Annotated in this window: 21 protein-coding genes; 15 read left to right on the forward strand and 6 right to left on the reverse strand. The window is 45.0% G+C overall.

What is annotated here, in order from left to right; all coding sequences use genetic code 11:
- Nucleotides 1-56 precede the first annotated feature (56 nt).
- The 5 genes from paaA to nadD are packed head-to-tail and all read left to right on the forward strand — an operon-like array spanning nt 57 to nt 3,387.
- On the forward strand, nt 57-1,061 hold the full coding sequence (gene paaA / locus CPIN_RS03875; RefSeq protein WP_012788461.1) for a 1,2-phenylacetyl-CoA epoxidase subunit PaaA: 1,005 nt from the start codon (nt 57-59) through the stop codon (nt 1,059-1,061).
- Nucleotides 1,062-1,118: 57 nt separating this feature from the next.
- Nucleotides 1,119-1,487: a 1,2-phenylacetyl-CoA epoxidase subunit PaaB gene (locus tag CPIN_RS03880; RefSeq protein WP_012788462.1), complete on the forward strand. Its 369-nt coding sequence runs from the start codon at nt 1,119-1,121 to the stop codon at nt 1,485-1,487.
- 14 nt (nt 1,488-1,501) lie between these two features.
- Nucleotides 1,502-2,257, forward strand: a complete 756-nt coding sequence (gene paaC / locus CPIN_RS03885) for a 1,2-phenylacetyl-CoA epoxidase subunit PaaC (protein ID WP_012788463.1) — start codon at nt 1,502-1,504, stop codon at nt 2,255-2,257.
- Nucleotides 2,258-2,268: 11 nt separating this feature from the next.
- Complete coding sequence (paaD, locus tag CPIN_RS03890) at nt 2,269-2,760, forward strand: 1,2-phenylacetyl-CoA epoxidase subunit PaaD (RefSeq protein WP_012788464.1); 492 nt, start codon at nt 2,269-2,271, stop codon at nt 2,758-2,760.
- Between the two features lie 57 nt (nt 2,761-2,817).
- A complete protein-coding gene (gene nadD, locus CPIN_RS03895; RefSeq protein WP_012788465.1) occupies nt 2,818-3,387 on the forward strand; it encodes a nicotinate (nicotinamide) nucleotide adenylyltransferase in 570 nt (189 codons plus the stop codon).
- Nucleotide 3,388: 1 nt separating this feature from the next.
- Here the strand turns inward: nadD and CPIN_RS03900 are convergent, their stop codons facing one another.
- Complete coding sequence (locus CPIN_RS03900; RefSeq protein ID WP_012788466.1) at nt 3,389-4,423, reverse strand: AI-2E family transporter; 1,035 nt, start codon at nt 4,421-4,423, stop codon at nt 3,389-3,391.
- Between the two features lie 258 nt (nt 4,424-4,681).
- Here CPIN_RS03900 and CPIN_RS03905 point away from each other — a divergent pair, with 258 nt between their 5' ends.
- The 3 genes from CPIN_RS03905 to CPIN_RS03915 are packed head-to-tail and all read left to right on the forward strand — an operon-like array spanning nt 4,682 to nt 5,758.
- Nucleotides 4,682-4,879, forward strand: coding sequence for a YtxH domain-containing protein (locus CPIN_RS03905; RefSeq protein WP_012788467.1), 198 nt, complete (start codon nt 4,682-4,684; stop codon nt 4,877-4,879).
- Between the two features lie 26 nt (nt 4,880-4,905).
- Nucleotides 4,906-5,352, forward strand: coding sequence for a hypothetical protein (locus tag CPIN_RS03910; protein WP_012788468.1), 447 nt, complete (start codon nt 4,906-4,908; stop codon nt 5,350-5,352).
- Between the two features lie 34 nt (nt 5,353-5,386).
- Nucleotides 5,387-5,758 (forward strand): hypothetical protein, encoded by a 372-nt coding sequence (locus CPIN_RS03915; RefSeq protein ID WP_012788469.1) that lies wholly within the window; start codon nt 5,387-5,389, stop codon nt 5,756-5,758.
- 15 nt (nt 5,759-5,773) lie between these two features.
- Here the strand turns inward: CPIN_RS03915 and CPIN_RS03920 are convergent, their stop codons facing one another.
- On the reverse strand, nt 5,774-6,799 hold the full coding sequence (locus tag CPIN_RS03920; RefSeq protein ID WP_012788470.1) for an SPASM domain-containing protein: 1,026 nt from the start codon (nt 6,797-6,799) through the stop codon (nt 5,774-5,776).
- A gap of 122 nt (nt 6,800-6,921) precedes the next feature.
- On the opposite strand from CPIN_RS03920, the gene CPIN_RS03925 reads away from it, so the two are divergent.
- The gene (locus CPIN_RS03925; protein ID WP_012788471.1) at nt 6,922-7,689 is read left to right on the forward strand and encodes a glycoside hydrolase family 25 protein; all 768 of its coding nucleotides are present in this window, start codon (nt 6,922-6,924) and stop codon (nt 7,687-7,689) included.
- Nucleotides 7,690-7,709: 20 nt separating this feature from the next.
- Complete coding sequence (locus CPIN_RS03930; RefSeq protein WP_012788472.1) at nt 7,710-7,985, forward strand: hypothetical protein; 276 nt, start codon at nt 7,710-7,712, stop codon at nt 7,983-7,985.
- Between the two features lie 82 nt (nt 7,986-8,067).
- On the opposite strand, the gene CPIN_RS03935 is transcribed toward CPIN_RS03930, so the two are convergent.
- Complete coding sequence (locus CPIN_RS03935; protein WP_012788473.1) at nt 8,068-8,280, reverse strand: hypothetical protein; 213 nt, start codon at nt 8,278-8,280, stop codon at nt 8,068-8,070.
- A gap of 515 nt (nt 8,281-8,795) precedes the next feature.
- Between CPIN_RS03935 and CPIN_RS03940 the strand changes: the two genes are divergently transcribed.
- Nucleotides 8,796-8,981: a hypothetical protein gene (locus CPIN_RS03940; RefSeq protein ID WP_012788474.1), complete on the forward strand. Its 186-nt coding sequence runs from the start codon at nt 8,796-8,798 to the stop codon at nt 8,979-8,981.
- Between the two features lie 125 nt (nt 8,982-9,106).
- Here the strand turns inward: CPIN_RS03940 and CPIN_RS03945 are convergent, their stop codons facing one another.
- Nucleotides 9,107-9,529, reverse strand: coding sequence for a YybH family protein (locus CPIN_RS03945; RefSeq protein ID WP_012788475.1), 423 nt, complete (start codon nt 9,527-9,529; stop codon nt 9,107-9,109).
- A gap of 80 nt (nt 9,530-9,609) precedes the next feature.
- Here CPIN_RS03945 and CPIN_RS03950 point away from each other — a divergent pair, with 80 nt between their 5' ends.
- Genes CPIN_RS03950 through CPIN_RS03960 form a run of 3 tightly spaced genes read left to right on the forward strand, consistent with a single transcriptional unit; the run spans nt 9,610 to nt 12,638 of the window.
- On the forward strand, nt 9,610-10,800 hold the full coding sequence (locus CPIN_RS03950) for a DegT/DnrJ/EryC1/StrS family aminotransferase (RefSeq protein WP_012788476.1): 1,191 nt from the start codon (nt 9,610-9,612) through the stop codon (nt 10,798-10,800).
- 9 nt (nt 10,801-10,809) lie between these two features.
- Nucleotides 10,810-11,538, forward strand: a complete 729-nt coding sequence (gene kdsB, locus CPIN_RS03955; protein WP_012788477.1) for a 3-deoxy-manno-octulosonate cytidylyltransferase — start codon at nt 10,810-10,812, stop codon at nt 11,536-11,538.
- A 23-nt stretch (nt 11,539-11,561) separates the two neighbouring features.
- Nucleotides 11,562-12,638, forward strand: a complete 1,077-nt coding sequence (locus CPIN_RS03960) for an iron-containing alcohol dehydrogenase family protein (RefSeq protein ID WP_012788478.1) — start codon at nt 11,562-11,564, stop codon at nt 12,636-12,638.
- 83 nt (nt 12,639-12,721) lie between these two features.
- Here the strand turns inward: CPIN_RS03960 and CPIN_RS03965 are convergent, their stop codons facing one another.
- A complete protein-coding gene (locus CPIN_RS03965) occupies nt 12,722-13,948 on the reverse strand; it encodes an MFS transporter (RefSeq protein WP_012788479.1) in 1,227 nt (408 codons plus the stop codon).
- Between the two features lie 118 nt (nt 13,949-14,066).
- Between CPIN_RS03965 and CPIN_RS03970 the strand changes: the two genes are divergently transcribed.
- On the forward strand, nt 14,067-14,807 hold the full coding sequence (locus tag CPIN_RS03970) for an NYN domain-containing protein (RefSeq protein ID WP_012788480.1): 741 nt from the start codon (nt 14,067-14,069) through the stop codon (nt 14,805-14,807).
- Between the two features lie 64 nt (nt 14,808-14,871).
- Here CPIN_RS03970 and CPIN_RS38885 read toward each other — a convergent pair whose 3' ends face one another.
- Nucleotides 14,872-15,015, reverse strand: a complete 144-nt coding sequence (locus CPIN_RS38885; RefSeq protein WP_012788481.1) for a hypothetical protein — start codon at nt 15,013-15,015, stop codon at nt 14,872-14,874.
- Nucleotides 15,016-15,024: the final 9 nt, after the last annotated feature.

Raw genomic sequence — 15,024 nt, forward strand, 5'->3', positions numbered from 1 at the left:
TTCAGAATTAAAGGTACATTTTTTCGTAACTTACAATCTACCAAAACAATCGCACTATGTACGGTGGCGGATATATTTATGATGATTCCGGAAGGTCCCGGCAGCAGGAAGAACAGCTGCAGGACGATCCTGTTAAACTGGCCGCATTTGAAGCGCGTATTGCCGGTGGGGAAAAGATTGAGCCGGGCGACTGGATGCCGGCAGAATATCGCAGACAGCTGATCAGGTTAATTGAGCAGCATGCTCATTCAGAGATAATAGGCGCTCTGCCGGAAGGCACCTGGATCACCCGGGCCCCCGGATTTAAGCGGAAACTGGCGCTGATAGCAAAAGTGCAGGATGAGATCGGACACGGACAATTACTGTATAATGCGGCGGAGACCCTGGGTAAATCGCGGGAGGCCATGATCAATGACCTGCTGAGCGGAAAATCCAAATACTCCAATGTGTTTAATTATCCGGCCGAAACCTGGGCAGATGTGACCGTGATCGGGTTTCTGATAGATGCGGCAGCCATTGTCAATCAGGTGGCTAATGCAAAGGGCTCTTACGGACCTTACTGCCGTGCGCTGGAAAGGATCTGTTATGAAGAGAGCTTCCATCTGAAACAGGGACACGACGCCTTTATTGAACTGGCTACCGGTACTGCTGCGCAGAAAGCCATGTTACAGGATGCGCTGAACCGCTGGTGGCAACCGATCATGCATTTCTTTGGTCCGCCGGATAAAGTATCTGCTCATAGCGAAAAGCTCATGCAGTGGAAGGTGAAAATGGCCAGTAACGATGATATGCGTAATCAGTTCCTGGAAGCCTATGTACCCAAGATATGGGAGTTAGGACTGACCTTGCCGGATCCCTTGCTGAAAAAGAATGCGGAAACCGGTAAATGGGAGTATTCAGATCCGGACTGGGACCTGTTTTTTGAAGTAATCAAAGGCAATGGGCCTTGTAATAAAGAAAGACTGGACGTACGCAAATGGGCAGAAGAACATGGCCGCTGGATCAGGAAGGCGCTCATGCGGGAGGAAGAAAGAGCGCGTACGGCATTGCCGGTCGCATAAGTATAGCATAGTAAATCAGATAGTTCCCCCAGGATTAACAGACAAGTACCACGTTTTATGAATGAATCACTGGATCCACGTGTTAACCGGCTACGGTTAAATAATAGTGACGGCTCCTTCAGCATCGAAGAGGGCGAAAACTGGAATGTATTCGAAGTATTTCACCAGGAAAAAAGAGGTGCGCATCATGAGCATGTCGGTTGTGTACATGCCCCTGACGCAAATCTTGCATTGATTTTTGCCAAAGAACAATTTGGCCGCAGGAAAAAATGTGTGAACCTATGGGTCGTACGTAGTGCAGATATTCTTGCATTCGACCTGGAAGATGAAGACATGTTTGCCAACAATCCGGATAAAACTTACCGGGATGCCAGCGGATTTAAAGTCATGGAAAAGATCAACAAATTTAAAGCACAGTCAAAATAGCTCCCCATATCCCAATGCAATTAGAACAAGCATTACCCGAACTGCTTATCAAAATAGCGGATGATGAACTGATAATTGGCCATCGCAATTCAGAATGGACCGGCTTAGGTCCGGTTATGGAAGAAGATATTGCATTTTCCTCCATGGCACAGGACAAGATCGGTCATGCCTGGGCACTCTATCGTATACTACAGGAACATTTTAATGGCAGCGATCCTGATCAGTTTGCGTTTATGCGAGAAGCGGCAGATTTCAAATGTAGTCACCTCGCAGAAATGCCGATCGGTTCCTACGATTTCAGCCTGATGCGGCACTTCCTGTTTGATCATGCAGAGACGGTACGTTACCAGTCTTTTTCACAGAGCAGTTTCACACCGTTACGGCAACTGGCAGCTAAGATAAAGGGCGAGTTGAAGTATCATACACTCCATGCAGATGCATGGATATTGCAACTGTGCACAGCAGGAGCAGAGAGTAAAAAGCGGATGCAGCAGGCTCTGGATAATTGTTTCCAGCTGGCTGGCGGCATTTTTGAACCAGGAGAAGCAGAGGAATTACTGATTGCGGAAATGGTGTATCCTGGCGAAGCGGCTTTATACCAACAATGGCTGAACAATATATCACCCGTTATAGAAAAAGCCGGACTTACCATCCCGACCATGACCGCACCGGTTTATGGCGGACGGAAGGGACAGCATACAGAACATCTGCAACAATTATTAAACGAAATGGGAGAAGTATTCCGGTTGGATCCGGAAGCTACCTGGTAGAAAAAACGGATATGCAAACAATTACCACATTACAGGCTGTTTACAATGCCCTGGACCACGTTATGGACCCTGAGATCCCTGTACTGAGCGTACTAGAGCTGGGTATGATCACCGATGTAAAGGTTGATCTGGAAGGAGTACACGTTAAAATGATCCCTACTTTTTCTGCGTGTCCGGCGATCGATGTGATCAAAGAAAACATCACGAATGCAGTAGAAAGAGAATTGCAGATGCCCGCCTTTGTTACCGTTGACAAAGAGATGAACTGGAACAGCAACCGGCTGACGGAAACCGCGAAAGAGAAGTTACGCAACTATGGTATTGCACCTCCGGGAAAACATGAAGGCGAGGTCAACCTCGATATGCTGATCAAAGTAAGCTGTCCGCATTGTGGCAGTGAAAATACCTATCTGCGTTCTCCCTTTGGATCTGCGCTTTGCAGAGCGCTGCATTTTTGCAAGGAATGCGGGATGATGTTTGAACAGTTCAAACCGCTCTCATAAGGATACATATATATATGTCCTTATTATTCACTACTTTCACGCTCAAAAAACCGGGGCATGAAGATAGGCTTGTATTTTGGATCATTTAATCCTGTACATACCGGACACCTGATAATAGCGAATTATATAGCATACAATTCAGACCTTGATAAAGTATGGTTAGTGGTTTCACCACAAAACCCACTAAAACCAGCTGGATCATTATTGAATGAGCATACCCGTTTTCATCTGGTGGAACTGGCCATTAAGGACGAACCCAAATTAAGAGCAAGCAATATCGAATTTTCGCTGCCCAGGCCTTCTTTTACCATAGATACACTGACTTATCTGTCAGAGAAATTCCCCACGCAGGAGTTCGTCATTATCATGGGAAGCGACAGCTTCAAGAACATAACCCGCTGGAAAAACTATCAACACATCATTCAGCATTATCCTATCTGTGTTTACCTGCGTCCCGGTCATGAAGTGACAGAAACGCATGGCGCACAGGTGGAGATATTAAAGGCACCGATGCTGGATATTTCCTCTACTGATATCCGTAAATGGATACAGGAGGGAAAGCCCATCCGTTACATGGTGCCGGACAATGTAGCGGCCTATATTGCAGAGAATAATTATTATAAATAACTCACTGTTTGATACGCACTTCGCGCTTCTTTGTGAAGAATTCATTTGAGTAGATCTCCAGTAGCAGGATAAACATTGAGATCAGTAAAGGACCAAAGATCAGTCCGATAAAACCGAAGAGATTCACACCTATCAGCACTCCAAATACCGTGATCAGCGGATGTACATCTCCGATTCGCTTGGCTAATACAAAACGGAATATATTATCCGAAGTACCTACGACCGCAAAGCCATATACCAGCACGCCGATGCCCTGCCAGGTCATACCGGTACCAAGCAGATAAAGTCCCATAGGAACATATACAGCAGCCGCGCCTACTACAGGTAGCATAGCCGTAAAACAGGTTACGGCAAACCAGAAAACAGGCTGTGGTACCTGGAATATAAAATATCCTATCAGAGACACGACGCCCTGGATGAGCGCAATAGCGGGGATCCCGACAGCATTGGCAATCACCAGTTTATGGAATTCTGTCCCCAGGCGGAGCACGTTCTCATCTTTCAATGGAATGTACTCATACAACCATGCTTCCATTTCCCTGGCGTTCACAAGCATGAAGTACAGAATAAAATAGAGTATAGCGATGGCAGTTAGTGTATTGAAAGTGGCGCCCAGCAAGGTTGGCAGTACGGATGTAAGGTAACCTTGCAGACGTTCCAGTTTTACCTGTGACAACACATCAAAGTTGGTAGATTCCTTTATGCGAACATTCAGCTTTTCAATACCAGCGACCATTTCCTGCGAATGAGATACGGCGTATCCGATCTTATCCGTAAGCATATTGATCAGCATACCAAAGGGCAGTAGAACGATGATAAAGGAGAGCACCATGAGTAACGCGGCAGCGGCACTCTTTTTCCAGTTACGTTTTTCTACCAGCCGGAACATAAATTTCCTGCTTAGTATATACATGGTAACAGCGCCGAGGAATCCGGGGAAAAATGTATACAATTCTTTGAACAGTACATATGCCAGTAGCAGAATGATAAGCAGGAAGCTGACTTGTTTTATACGCTCGTTGTCTATTACGCTCATGAGGTTAAAGGTTATTCTGTCAAGAGATATAGCTATCGTGCAAAAAGAATACCGTTCACGGCAATATTTTCAGGTACTATAAAACTAAACTATTAATGGCTGTAAAGTGTTTAAACATTGCAGATTATTGAACATGTATCAGTAATGAATAAAATTTCTTTAACAGTTATTCTAATCAGATCGGAATTATTGGAATAATGTTTGTTCCCTGTACAGTACGATTGTTAAATCATTGTTTCACTCTTAAAACTTTATTTTATGGCAAGCAACAGTTCAAAAGCAGTTGTATCATTCATTGTTGGCGCAGCAGTAGGGGTAGCAGTTGGTTACTTCCTGAATTCTGACAAGAAAGATGAATTGGTCGATAAGCTGAAATACCAGGCAGACAAGCTGAAAGACAAGTTCAAGAAGAAGAAGGAACAATATGAGGATGCATTGGAAAATGAGTTAGCATAACCCCTGCTTGTACAAAAAAATTTTGCATGGAAGATAATTTCAGCAATTACTTCAATCAGACCGGCAAGGTTGCAAAGGAGTACCTTGAAACCCGATTGGACCTGATTAAGCTTCAGGCAGCAGGAAAGCTATCGAAAGCCTTAGGGCTTTTCTTCTCACTGATACTGGCTTTCCTGCTGTTCTTTTTTGTGATCGTATTCCTGGGCATGGTGCTGGGATTCTGGATCGGTGAAATGACCAACAGTTTTACATTAGGATTTTCCTGCTCTGCAGGTCTGTTTGTAATACTGCTGGGCATCATACTGGTATTCAGAAAACCGCTCATTCAGATTCCTTTATCCAATATGCTGGTGAAGGAATTGCTGAATGAAATGGAAATGGAGGAGAAGGACGACGAAGACAAAGAAAAAGAAGCAGGTGCCATAAAGCGGTCTGAAGACGAAGAAGAGGAAGAATTATACGAACAACTATAACAACGTTGAAAGCATTCATGATAAACTTTTACACATGCCCAAGGTGAAAGTAACGAGCCAAGACCTGTTACAAAAGGAAATTATCCGCCTGAAAAAGCGTTCCAAGGCACTTGAAAATGAATTGGGAAACAGGGTGGATCATCTAAAAGGTAACTATGGAAAAATGGCATTGAATTCCGTTATCCCGGGAAGCGCGAAACATTCGGGCGTACTGGGCATAGTAGGACGTGTCGCAAAAGTTGCCTGGCAGAGCGGCAGTTTTAAATCATTTACAACCAGCGCATTAATGACAGCGCTGGAGTTTGCAGGTGTCCGTATGGGCATTAACCTGTTTGACAAATTCCGGAAAAGCCGCAGCAAGAAGAAAAAGGCAAAAGCTGCGGCAGAGCGGGAAGAAGAAGATTAAAAGGTTGAAGGTTTGTTACCCCCAAACCTTTGTTCCTTCACTACAGTTAGCGCAAATATCGATATTGGCGCGTCCTTTCTGGATCTGTGTTCTGAATTGAATATACTTATCATTGTGCCACAACTCTTTCAGGGACTCCTTCTTGAGATCTCCCAGTTTATGCTGTGCATCTTTATCAAAACAGCAAGGTACTACAAGCCCATCCCAGGTAATTACCGGAGAGTGCCATAAGCGCCAGCAATGGTTACCCATCTTATTTTTGATAGCATAAGTGCCATCTTCTTTGCGATGGTAACGGCTGTATTTATCAATGGTAGGAATCAGGCGGTTGCCTTCTTCATAATCGTATACCTGTGCGGTCTTGAATCGTACTTCATCTACACCGATCTCTTTCGCCAGTTGTTTGATATCCTCAATCTGGTGTTCATTGGGTTTCACGACGAGGAACTGGAAGAACACAAATGGCGTCTTGGAGTTCAGTTCTTTTTTCCACTTCACGATATTCTTTGCACCCTGGATCACTTTCTCAAGATTACCCCCTACACGGTATTGCGTATACACATCCTGGGTGGTACCGTCAATAGAGATGATCAATCTGTCCAGACCACTTTCCACTGTTTTACGGGCATTTTCATCTGTCATGTAATGCGCGTTGGTAGAGGTAGCGGTATAGATCCCTTTGTCATGTGCATACTTTACCATTTCCAGGAAGCCTGGATTCAGGTAAGGTTCACCCTGAAAATAGAAGATCAGGTATAATAATTCTTTATAGATCTCGTCGATTGTCTTCCTGAAAAAGTCCTGCTGCAGCATACCTGTAGGGCGGGTAAAAGCGCGGAGACCACTGGGACACTCGGGGCATCTCAGGTTACAGGATGTTGTCGGTTCAAAAGATACGGATATAGGATAACCCCATTGTACAGGCTTACCGGTCCACTTGCTTACAAAATAACTACTCAGTACCTTACCGGCGTTCCAGATACGGCGAGGCGTGAACTTGGAAAGCAGATTGAGGCTATCGTTAAGATTAAATTCTGGCATAACAACATCACTTATTATTGTAAAAATAAGATAACTACGCGGGTTATGTATAATAATAATTATACTTGCTGTGAAATTTGGAAAACCTTCCTATTTAATGCGAAAGCTGAATCAGTTTAAAAGTGTCAAAACTCCGAATTAAGAAGTCCAGGCGTCTGGTTTTCGTCTTTTTATTCCTCCTATGTCTGGCTGCTGGTGGCTGGCTATGGTGGCTGGACAAAGAAGATGCCATCAATTTTGTACGATACGAAGAATTTGGTATTGATATGCCGGTGAATTATTCCATTCATGGAATTGATGTATCGAAGTTCCAGAAGAATATCAACTGGTCTGCTGTAGAGCAGATGCAGGTGGACAGGATCCATATATCATTTGCGTTCATAAAGGCGACTGAGGGGATTACCCGTCAGGATGCCTCATTTAAAACAAACTGGCAGAAGGCCAGGAAGGCCGGTATTGTACGGGGCGCTTATCACTTCTTTTATTCTACGAGAGATCCGCTGAAGCAGGTGATTAATTTTCAGAATGTGGTACAGCTCGAATCGGGCGATTTACCGCCTGTGCTGGATATAGAAGTACATAATAACCAGCCGGCGGCGGTGATCCGCTCTACTGCCAGGATCTGGCTGGAGGAAATGGAAAAGGCCTACGGTGTGAAACCGATCATTTATACCAACATACACTTTTACGAGACTTATCTCGGAGAGGAGTTTGACAAGTATCCATTATGGCTGGCGCATTATTATCAGAAAGAACGACCTTCGACAAAGAGACAGTGGTTATTCTGGCAGCATAGCGATATCGGCAGGGTGAATGGTATCCGTACAACCGTTGACTTTAACGTATTCAGAGGAGATAGCCTGGCATTGCGGAAATTATGTCTTCCTTAATTTATCAAAAAAGATCAGATATGGAGTCACAGGAGCCACAACAGGACAGGAAGGAACCATTTGATATGAGGATTGTGCAATATTTCGTCAGAATAATGAGGACAGTATTCCTCGGTTTTTTCTGGATGATGGTGAATGTGTTCCTGGGGTTATATTTAGGTTTTGCCATTCCGGAAGAATCAACTCCCGGGAGAATGATTTTCTTTTACAGCTGGCTGGTGCTTTCCCTTGCTGGTTATCTGGCTATTGTAATAAAGATGTGGCGGAAGAATGGCCATGTCCAGGACAATTATTAACAAAAAAAAGAAGTGATCAATCATGAAGATTTACACATCGAACTTCCGTTCTCAGTAAAGTCACAATTGATCACTACAATCCTTACAGCAATGTTGTCTGCTGCAAATATGCTTGTTGCATACCTTTTATGATGCGGGCAACATCTTCCTCAGACTTTCCTGTTTTACGTTCAAGTCTGACATACAGCTCCCTTTCTTTACCTCTTTCAAACACTAGATCTTCGTCTGAAAGTTCTGTAAACCGCTGTTTCAGCAGTTTTTTCAGTACCGACCACTGGTATCCCCGGATGTTCATAGTAGCATTTTTATAATTGTTATTGAATTTATATGTAGTAGTAATATCCAAGTTGCCAATTTTCGATTCCTGTTCCGTGTCAATGCTTCAGGGTAACTGTCATGAATTGCTGAGGTATAACTATCATGGTATCAACACGGGCGGATTATATAATATTCAAAGTCTATGCCATCTGCAGGTAAGCAAAATGTTAAAAAAAGATACCCCCTTACACCGCACTTCCTCTGCAGTGGCCATTTTGTACTTAAATAAGTAGATTTTGACGGGTGTTTTAAGCTGCTAAAAATTCTGCTAAAACGTATAGGCATTAGGTCTTGCAATCTATTGCACCAAACGCGGCTACTATTATGATGTGGAGGATGCTGTACATCGCTCACAACGGTTTGGGGCGCGTTTTGTGGAATGCATTACTCAGAACTGTAAGGGAATGCCTATTTATCAAGGATTTCATAGCTGGAACAGACTTTGCAAAGTATAAAGTGTAATCGACAAGCAAACATTCTAAAACGGAACATATGCTAAGTGAAAAAGAAAAAGACGAAAAGAACTCTTCTGAAGAGTATAACCAGCCGGAACAGCATCCCGTTGAAGTGTTAAAGACAAGTAAAGCAGATAATAGCCGCAATCCGCTACACGGAGATCTCTCCGAAGAACCTGAAAAGGAAAATGCAGTGGTGCGCGATCAAGATAATAAAGACTAAATCGTTACCATAGATTTATTAGATTAACCTTAATATCCAACTGAGGAAAAACGAATTAGTAGAACTTCTTCTTTAATGTTGTGGTGTATAGCAGGCCGTCCCATTCATGGGATGGTTTTCTTTTTTTAGCTACTATGGTCGGCAATGATCTTCCAGTTACCCTTGATTTTCTTTATCAGCAGGGAAAAGTGTCCCTCCAGATCCCCAATTGTCCTTGTGAGGTGCCATTTACCCACCACAAACCAGGTATCAGCGGCTAATGCTTTCATTTCCAGTAAATTGAAATTCAGCTTGCCCATGGCAGCTGTGTCCGGATAAGAGCGTTTATAATTATCCAGTGTGGCCTGCCAGCCATAGGTCGGGCCTCGTTTACCGATAAATATCAGGGAGTCTGATTTCCAGTAGGTACTCATAAAGGCGTCCAGGTCGCCCTGGTTCCAGGAATCTGTTTGTTTCTGTAATAAGGCCTTGATCGCAGACTGCGGCTGCTGGGCATGGAGGCCGGCAAACGGAGCCGTCAACAGAATAAGGAACAGCACTAAACGCATGGTAATTTTTAGTAAAAGATAAACAGTTTTTGCGAGGACGGGCAATATGATTGTACTACATTTGCAAAAATCAACAACTTATGCCCGGATATGAATTTTTTGGCCCGGAAGAACGCAAGGAAATAAATGATGTATTAGATACAGGCATTTTTATGCGTTACGGCTTTGATGGTCCCCGTAAAGGCATCTGGAAAGCTAAGGAACTTGAACAGGCCATTTCTGAAAAACTGAACGTAAGCCATACACACCTGGTATCCAGCGGTACTGCTGCGCTGACCACTGTAATGGCGGCTCTGGGTATTGGCGCCGGAGATGAAGTGATCATGCCTACTTTCACGTTTGTAGCCAGCTTTGAATGTATTTTCTCTGTTGGAGCAACACCTGTACTGGTGGATGTGGATGATACGCTGACACTTGATCCCAAGGCGGTGGAAGCGGCTATCACACCGCGTACAAAGGCCGTAATGCCGGTGCATATGTGCGGCTCAATGGCTGACCTCGACGCACTGAAAGCGATCTGCGACAAACACAACCTGATATTATTGGAAGATGCCTGCCAGTCATTTGGCGGTACTTATAAAGGAAAAGCACTGGGTACTATTGGTCACGCAGGTGCTTTTTCATTTGACTTTGTAAAAACCATCACCTGCGCAGAAGGTGGCGCCGTTGTTACAAACGATAAAGACGTTTACCTGAAATGCGACGCGTATGCTGACCATGGTCACGACCACCTGGGCGTAGATCGTGGCGCTGACCTGCATCCATATGTAGGATACAACTACCGCATCTCCGAACTGCACGCAGCAGTTGGGCTGGCGCAGGTACGTAAACTGGATACCTTCCTCAGCATCCAGCGTAAAACAAAGAAAATACTCAAGGATGCACTGGCTACCGTACCAGGTGTCACCTTCCGCCGTCTGCCTGATGCAGAAGGAGACAGTGCTACTTTCCTGGCGTTCTTCTTACCGGAAGAATCACAGGCAAGAGCGGCTGCCGCTGCTATGAAAGCTGCCGGTCTGCCTGCCTTTTACTGGTTTGACAATAACTGGCACTACATCCGTAACTGGGAGCACTTCAAACAGAGCGTTGTATTGTCCCGTTTTGCACCAGGACTGCAACAGGCAATGGAACTGTATAAAGTAAAACAGTTCCCGGTGTCTGACGCGATCATGAGCCGTTGTATCTGTACGCCTATCAACCTCGGTTGGAGCGAAGAAGAAATACAGCAACGTGCAGAGAAATTGGTGAACGCAGTAAAGAGCGCTTTATAAGATATCACCATGAAGAAAGTAGCCTTAATTCCTGCCCGCTATGGCGCTACCCGGTTTCCGGGTAAGCTGATGGCAAAACTGGGGGGCAAATCTGTGATCCTGCGTACCTATGAAAGCACCGTTAACACCGGTGTGTTTGACGAGGTAATGGTGGTTTGCGACAACGACATTATTTACAATGAAATTGTAAGTAACGGTGGTAAAGCAATCATGAGCAAAAAGGAACACGAATGCGGTACCGATCGTATTGCAGAAGCCATTGAAGATCGTGCTGATGTGGATATCGTGGTGAATGTACAGGGTGACGAACCTTTTACCCAGAAAGAACCGTTGGAGAAATTATTGCAGGTTTTTGAAGGAGAAGAGGGTAAGAACGTGCAGGTGGCTTCATTGATGCAGGTGCTGAAGGATTGGAAATCTATCGAAGATCCTAACTATGTAAAAGTGGCCGTTGATAAGAAATCCAACGCCCTTTTCTTCTCCCGCTCGGTGATCCCGTATCCCCGTGATAAAAACGTGGCGACCACTTATTACGAACATATCGGCATCTACGCTTTCCGCAGGCAAACGCTGATGGATTTTACCAAAATGCCGGTAAGTCCGCTGGAAGCTGCTGAAAAGATCGAATGTCTGCGTTACCTGGAGAATGGCATTTCCATGAAAATGGTGGTGACTGAATACATGGGCGTGGAGATCGATACGCCGGAAGACCTGGTGAAGGCAGAAAAATTACTGTAATACTAAAACATTAAACCACCGAGATGAAATTCAGGAATTTTAAAATGGTTGATTATGTGGTGTTTGGCCGTGGTGCGTTTGACCAGCTTGACGAAATACTGGCGCCCCGCCGTCTGGGCGATGCGCCGATGATATTTTTCGTAGACCACTTCTTTCAGGGAAATGAAGCGTTTGCAAAACGTGTTCCCCTGAGAGGCAAAGATAAAATCGTATACATCGACGTTACCGACGAACCAAAGACTAAATACGTAGACAAGGTAAGAGACGACCTGAAAGCGGAATTCGGTGAAGTAAGCGGTATCATTGGTATCGGTGGCGGATCCGTAATGGATATGGCCAAAGCCGTAGCCCTGATGATGAAGAACCCTGGTTCTTCTGCGGACTATCAGGGATGGGACCTGGTAAAAGTAGCGGGTGTGTACAAAGTAGGTATCCCTACCATTTCCGGCACCGGCGCTGAAGTAAGCCGTACCTGTGTATTGACTGGTCCTACCCGTAAACTGGGTATGAACTCTGACTTTACACCATTTGACCAGATCGTACTCGATCCGGAATTAATCAAAGGCGTACCGGTAAACCAGCAATTCTACACTGCGATGGATTGCTATATTCACTGTATCGAATCCCTGCAGGGTACTTATCTGAATGCATTCAGCCGTTCTTATGGTGAAGAAGCGCTTCGCCTCTGCCAGGAGATTTTCCTGCACAAAGAGCAGTGGGATGATGATGCAGATGAGAAGCTGATGATGGCTTCTTATGCCGGCGGTATGAGTATCGCTTATTCCCAGGTAGGTGTGGCACATGCGGTAAGCTATGGCCTGGCATACCTGCTGGGAACCAAACACGGTATCGGTAACTGTATCGTATTTGACAAGCTGGAAGAATTCTATCCGGAAGGCGTGAAAGAGTTCAAAGAAATGGTGAAAAAACATAACATCGACATTCCGCAGGGTATTACCAAAGGACTGACCGATGAACAGTTTAACATCATGATTGACGTATCGTTGGGTATGGCGCCGCTGTGGGAAAATGCCCTGGGCAAAGACTGGAAAGAGCAGATGACACGTGAGCGTTTACGCGCACTGTACGAGCAGCTGTAATATTGATCAGTAATGCTTTTAATAGAGAAAGCCGTACACACTGAGGTGTACGGCTTTCTTATTATGGTAAGTTATAAGCTGATTTAGCGAAGAAAGCGCCTGATTGGCGCCCGCATATGCACAAAACGCAACATCACCTGCAGCCTGCGGTTGTGATAAATGAACAGCAGATATACGGAGGCCAATAATGTTACCACCGCTGTACAATAGAAGGTGAGGGCGAAAAAGCGGGTATCATTGTGATAGATAAACGCGGACAGGTATGCGCCCAGACCGATACCGGCCTCCATTGCAATATACATGCTGGCTAACGCCCGTCCTTTAAACTGCGGATGTCCCAGATCGATCGTCCAGGCAGTGATCGCCGGGGAGTTCAATCCTACAGATACGCCGTAGATAATGGCGGCTGTCAGCATCATGGCCGGCGTATGTGCTACCGCCAGTACAAAGACCGCGATTGCCATCGTAAAAGAAGAGATCTTGAGAATGGGAACACGCCCGTATTTATCAGAGACCTTTCCTGCCAGCAAACGGATGCCGATAGAGGCGGCCGTAAAAAAGGTGAAGAAGAGTCCTTTATTCTGAATGCCCAAATGGCTGCTGAAGTCGGGAATAATGGTAAACAGGGCGCCATAACTCAGGTAAGTCAGGAAGGTGACGATCACCGGCGCGAGTACCAATGGTTCGAAGATCTCACTTTTTGAGATCCGGAGTGTAGACAATCTGAAGCCCTGCTTGTCTGCCAGGGTTTCCCGCATACCACCCACCAATATTACTACTGATAACAGTGCAAAAACGGCTGATATCTGAAACATTACCTGGATGTTCCATTGTGTGGAAATGTACCCTCCGATGGCTGGTCCGAGTGCCAGACCTATCGTACTGAACAAGCCAACCATTCCCATGGCTTCCGCCCTGCGGGTAGCAGGTACAATGTCAGAAACATAAGCGGCAGTACCTGTTGGTTTAAAACCGGTAGAAAATCCATGGAAAAAGCGCAATAATAGGAATGCGCCTACAGAGCTGACGAGGGGATAAAGCAGGCTACATACCACACATACCAATGAGCCAAAGATCATAACCGGTACCCGACCGATCGTATCTGTCAGTTTACCGCTGAAAGGACGGGACAAACCTGCCATCAGGGTAAAAAGGGCAAGAATATATCCTTTGTAATCCTCACCGCCCATCCGGGTCAGATAAGCGGGTAATTCCGGAAGCAACATGTTAAAGCTGGCGGAAAACAGTGCATTGCTGAGGCATAGCATAATGAAGTGGAAGGTGTAAACTCTCCCGGGCGACTGATCCATAGTACAAAGTTACAGATAATGGATTTATACACAGGAGCTTACCAGAAAAATTACAACTAATGTTATTTTATCAGCAGGCTGGTGTTAAATTTGTTTATCAACCCCAATAAAGGCATGTATGGAAAACAAAGATCTCCGTTTGGCTGTCCTTATCGACGCTGATAATATTCCTTACAACAAGGTGAAAGAGATGATGGAAGAGGTGGCCAAGTATGGAATTCCCACATTTAAGCGCATCTATGGGGACTGGACAAAACCCACGCTGGCTGGCTGGAAAACAGTGTTGCTCGACAATGCGATTACCCCGATACAACAATACAGTTATACGTCCGGCAAAAATGCCACCGACTCTGCGATGATCATCGATGCGATGGATATTCTGTATACCGGCAGGGTAGATGGTTTTTGTCTGATTACGAGCGACAGTGATTTTACCCGTCTGGCTACGCGTTTGCGGGAGGCCGGGATGCGGGTATTCGGACTGGGAGAGAAGAAGACGCCCAGTGCCTTCAGGGCCGCTTGTGATAAGTTCATTTATCTTGAAATCCTGGTAAGCGAGGTAAAGGATGCGTCCGTGAAACCGAAAACCGTAAAGGAGAAGAGTAAGGCTATCAGTAAGGCCGACAAGGAACTGGTGAATATGCTGGGATCGAGTATCAATGATATTGCAGATGAAGATGGCTGGGCTTACCTGGGAGAACTGGGGAATCTGTTATTGAAGAAACAACCGGATTTTGACGCCCGAAACTATGGGTACAGCAAACTTTTACAGCTGATCAAAAGCTTTGATGATTTTGAAATAGACATCAGGGAGAGCGGCCGCAAGATGGGGAAACTGGTATATGTAAGGGTAAAATAAGACATAAAAAAAGCCATTTTACAATGGAGTAAAACAGCTTTTGAATATCTTAAGTTGTTGAATACTAGCGTTTAGCGTACTTGATCGCTGCGTACAGGAACATTGCAGCAAACACGATGATAACAACATAGGTCAAAGAGTGAGCGATCTTATCTCCAGCTCTGTAAAAATCTGTAGTCTCTACGTTATTGATTACTTCAAGCAACATAAAAAAAAT

This window comes from Chitinophaga pinensis DSM 2588 (genome assembly GCF_000024005.1).
Lineage (GTDB): Bacteria > Bacteroidota > Bacteroidia > Chitinophagales > Chitinophagaceae > Chitinophaga > Chitinophaga pinensis.

What these genes read in the sequence shown, in the direction of transcription:
- paaA (WP_012788461.1), top strand. Translation starts at nt 57, where the DNA reads ATGTACGGTGGCGGATATATTTATGATGATTCCGGAAGGTCCCGGCAG.
- CPIN_RS03880 (WP_012788462.1), top strand. Translation starts at nt 1,119, where the DNA reads ATGAATGAATCACTGGATCCACGTGTTAACCGGCTACGGTTAAATAAT.
- paaC (WP_012788463.1), top strand. Translation starts at nt 1,502, where the DNA reads ATGCAATTAGAACAAGCATTACCCGAACTGCTTATCAAAATAGCGGAT.
- paaD (WP_012788464.1), top strand. Translation starts at nt 2,269, where the DNA reads ATGCAAACAATTACCACATTACAGGCTGTTTACAATGCCCTGGACCAC.
- nadD (WP_012788465.1), top strand. Translation starts at nt 2,818, where the DNA reads ATGAAGATAGGCTTGTATTTTGGATCATTTAATCCTGTACATACCGGA.
- CPIN_RS03900 (WP_012788466.1), bottom strand. Translation starts at nt 4,423, where the DNA reads ATGAGCGTAATAGACAACGAGCGTATAAAACAAGTCAGCTTCCTGCTT.
- CPIN_RS03905 (WP_012788467.1), top strand. Translation starts at nt 4,682, where the DNA reads ATGGCAAGCAACAGTTCAAAAGCAGTTGTATCATTCATTGTTGGCGCA.
- CPIN_RS03910 (WP_012788468.1), top strand. Translation starts at nt 4,906, where the DNA reads ATGGAAGATAATTTCAGCAATTACTTCAATCAGACCGGCAAGGTTGCA.
- CPIN_RS03915 (WP_012788469.1), top strand. Translation starts at nt 5,387, where the DNA reads ATGCCCAAGGTGAAAGTAACGAGCCAAGACCTGTTACAAAAGGAAATT.
- CPIN_RS03920 (WP_012788470.1), bottom strand. Translation starts at nt 6,799, where the DNA reads ATGCCAGAATTTAATCTTAACGATAGCCTCAATCTGCTTTCCAAGTTC.
- CPIN_RS03930 (WP_012788472.1), top strand. Translation starts at nt 7,710, where the DNA reads ATGGAGTCACAGGAGCCACAACAGGACAGGAAGGAACCATTTGATATG.
- CPIN_RS03935 (WP_012788473.1), bottom strand. Translation starts at nt 8,280, where the DNA reads ATGAACATCCGGGGATACCAGTGGTCGGTACTGAAAAAACTGCTGAAA.
- CPIN_RS03940 (WP_012788474.1), top strand. Translation starts at nt 8,796, where the DNA reads ATGCTAAGTGAAAAAGAAAAAGACGAAAAGAACTCTTCTGAAGAGTAT.
- CPIN_RS03945 (WP_012788475.1), bottom strand. Translation starts at nt 9,529, where the DNA reads ATGCGTTTAGTGCTGTTCCTTATTCTGTTGACGGCTCCGTTTGCCGGC.
- CPIN_RS03950 (WP_012788476.1), top strand. Translation starts at nt 9,610, where the DNA reads ATGCCCGGATATGAATTTTTTGGCCCGGAAGAACGCAAGGAAATAAAT.
- kdsB (WP_012788477.1), top strand. Translation starts at nt 10,810, where the DNA reads ATGAAGAAAGTAGCCTTAATTCCTGCCCGCTATGGCGCTACCCGGTTT.
- CPIN_RS03960 (WP_012788478.1), top strand. Translation starts at nt 11,562, where the DNA reads ATGAAATTCAGGAATTTTAAAATGGTTGATTATGTGGTGTTTGGCCGT.
- CPIN_RS03965 (WP_012788479.1), bottom strand. Translation starts at nt 13,948, where the DNA reads ATGGATCAGTCGCCCGGGAGAGTTTACACCTTCCACTTCATTATGCTA.
- CPIN_RS03970 (WP_012788480.1), top strand. Translation starts at nt 14,067, where the DNA reads ATGGAAAACAAAGATCTCCGTTTGGCTGTCCTTATCGACGCTGATAAT.
- CPIN_RS38885 (WP_012788481.1), bottom strand. Translation starts at nt 15,015, where the DNA reads ATGTTGCTTGAAGTAATCAATAACGTAGAGACTACAGATTTTTACAGA.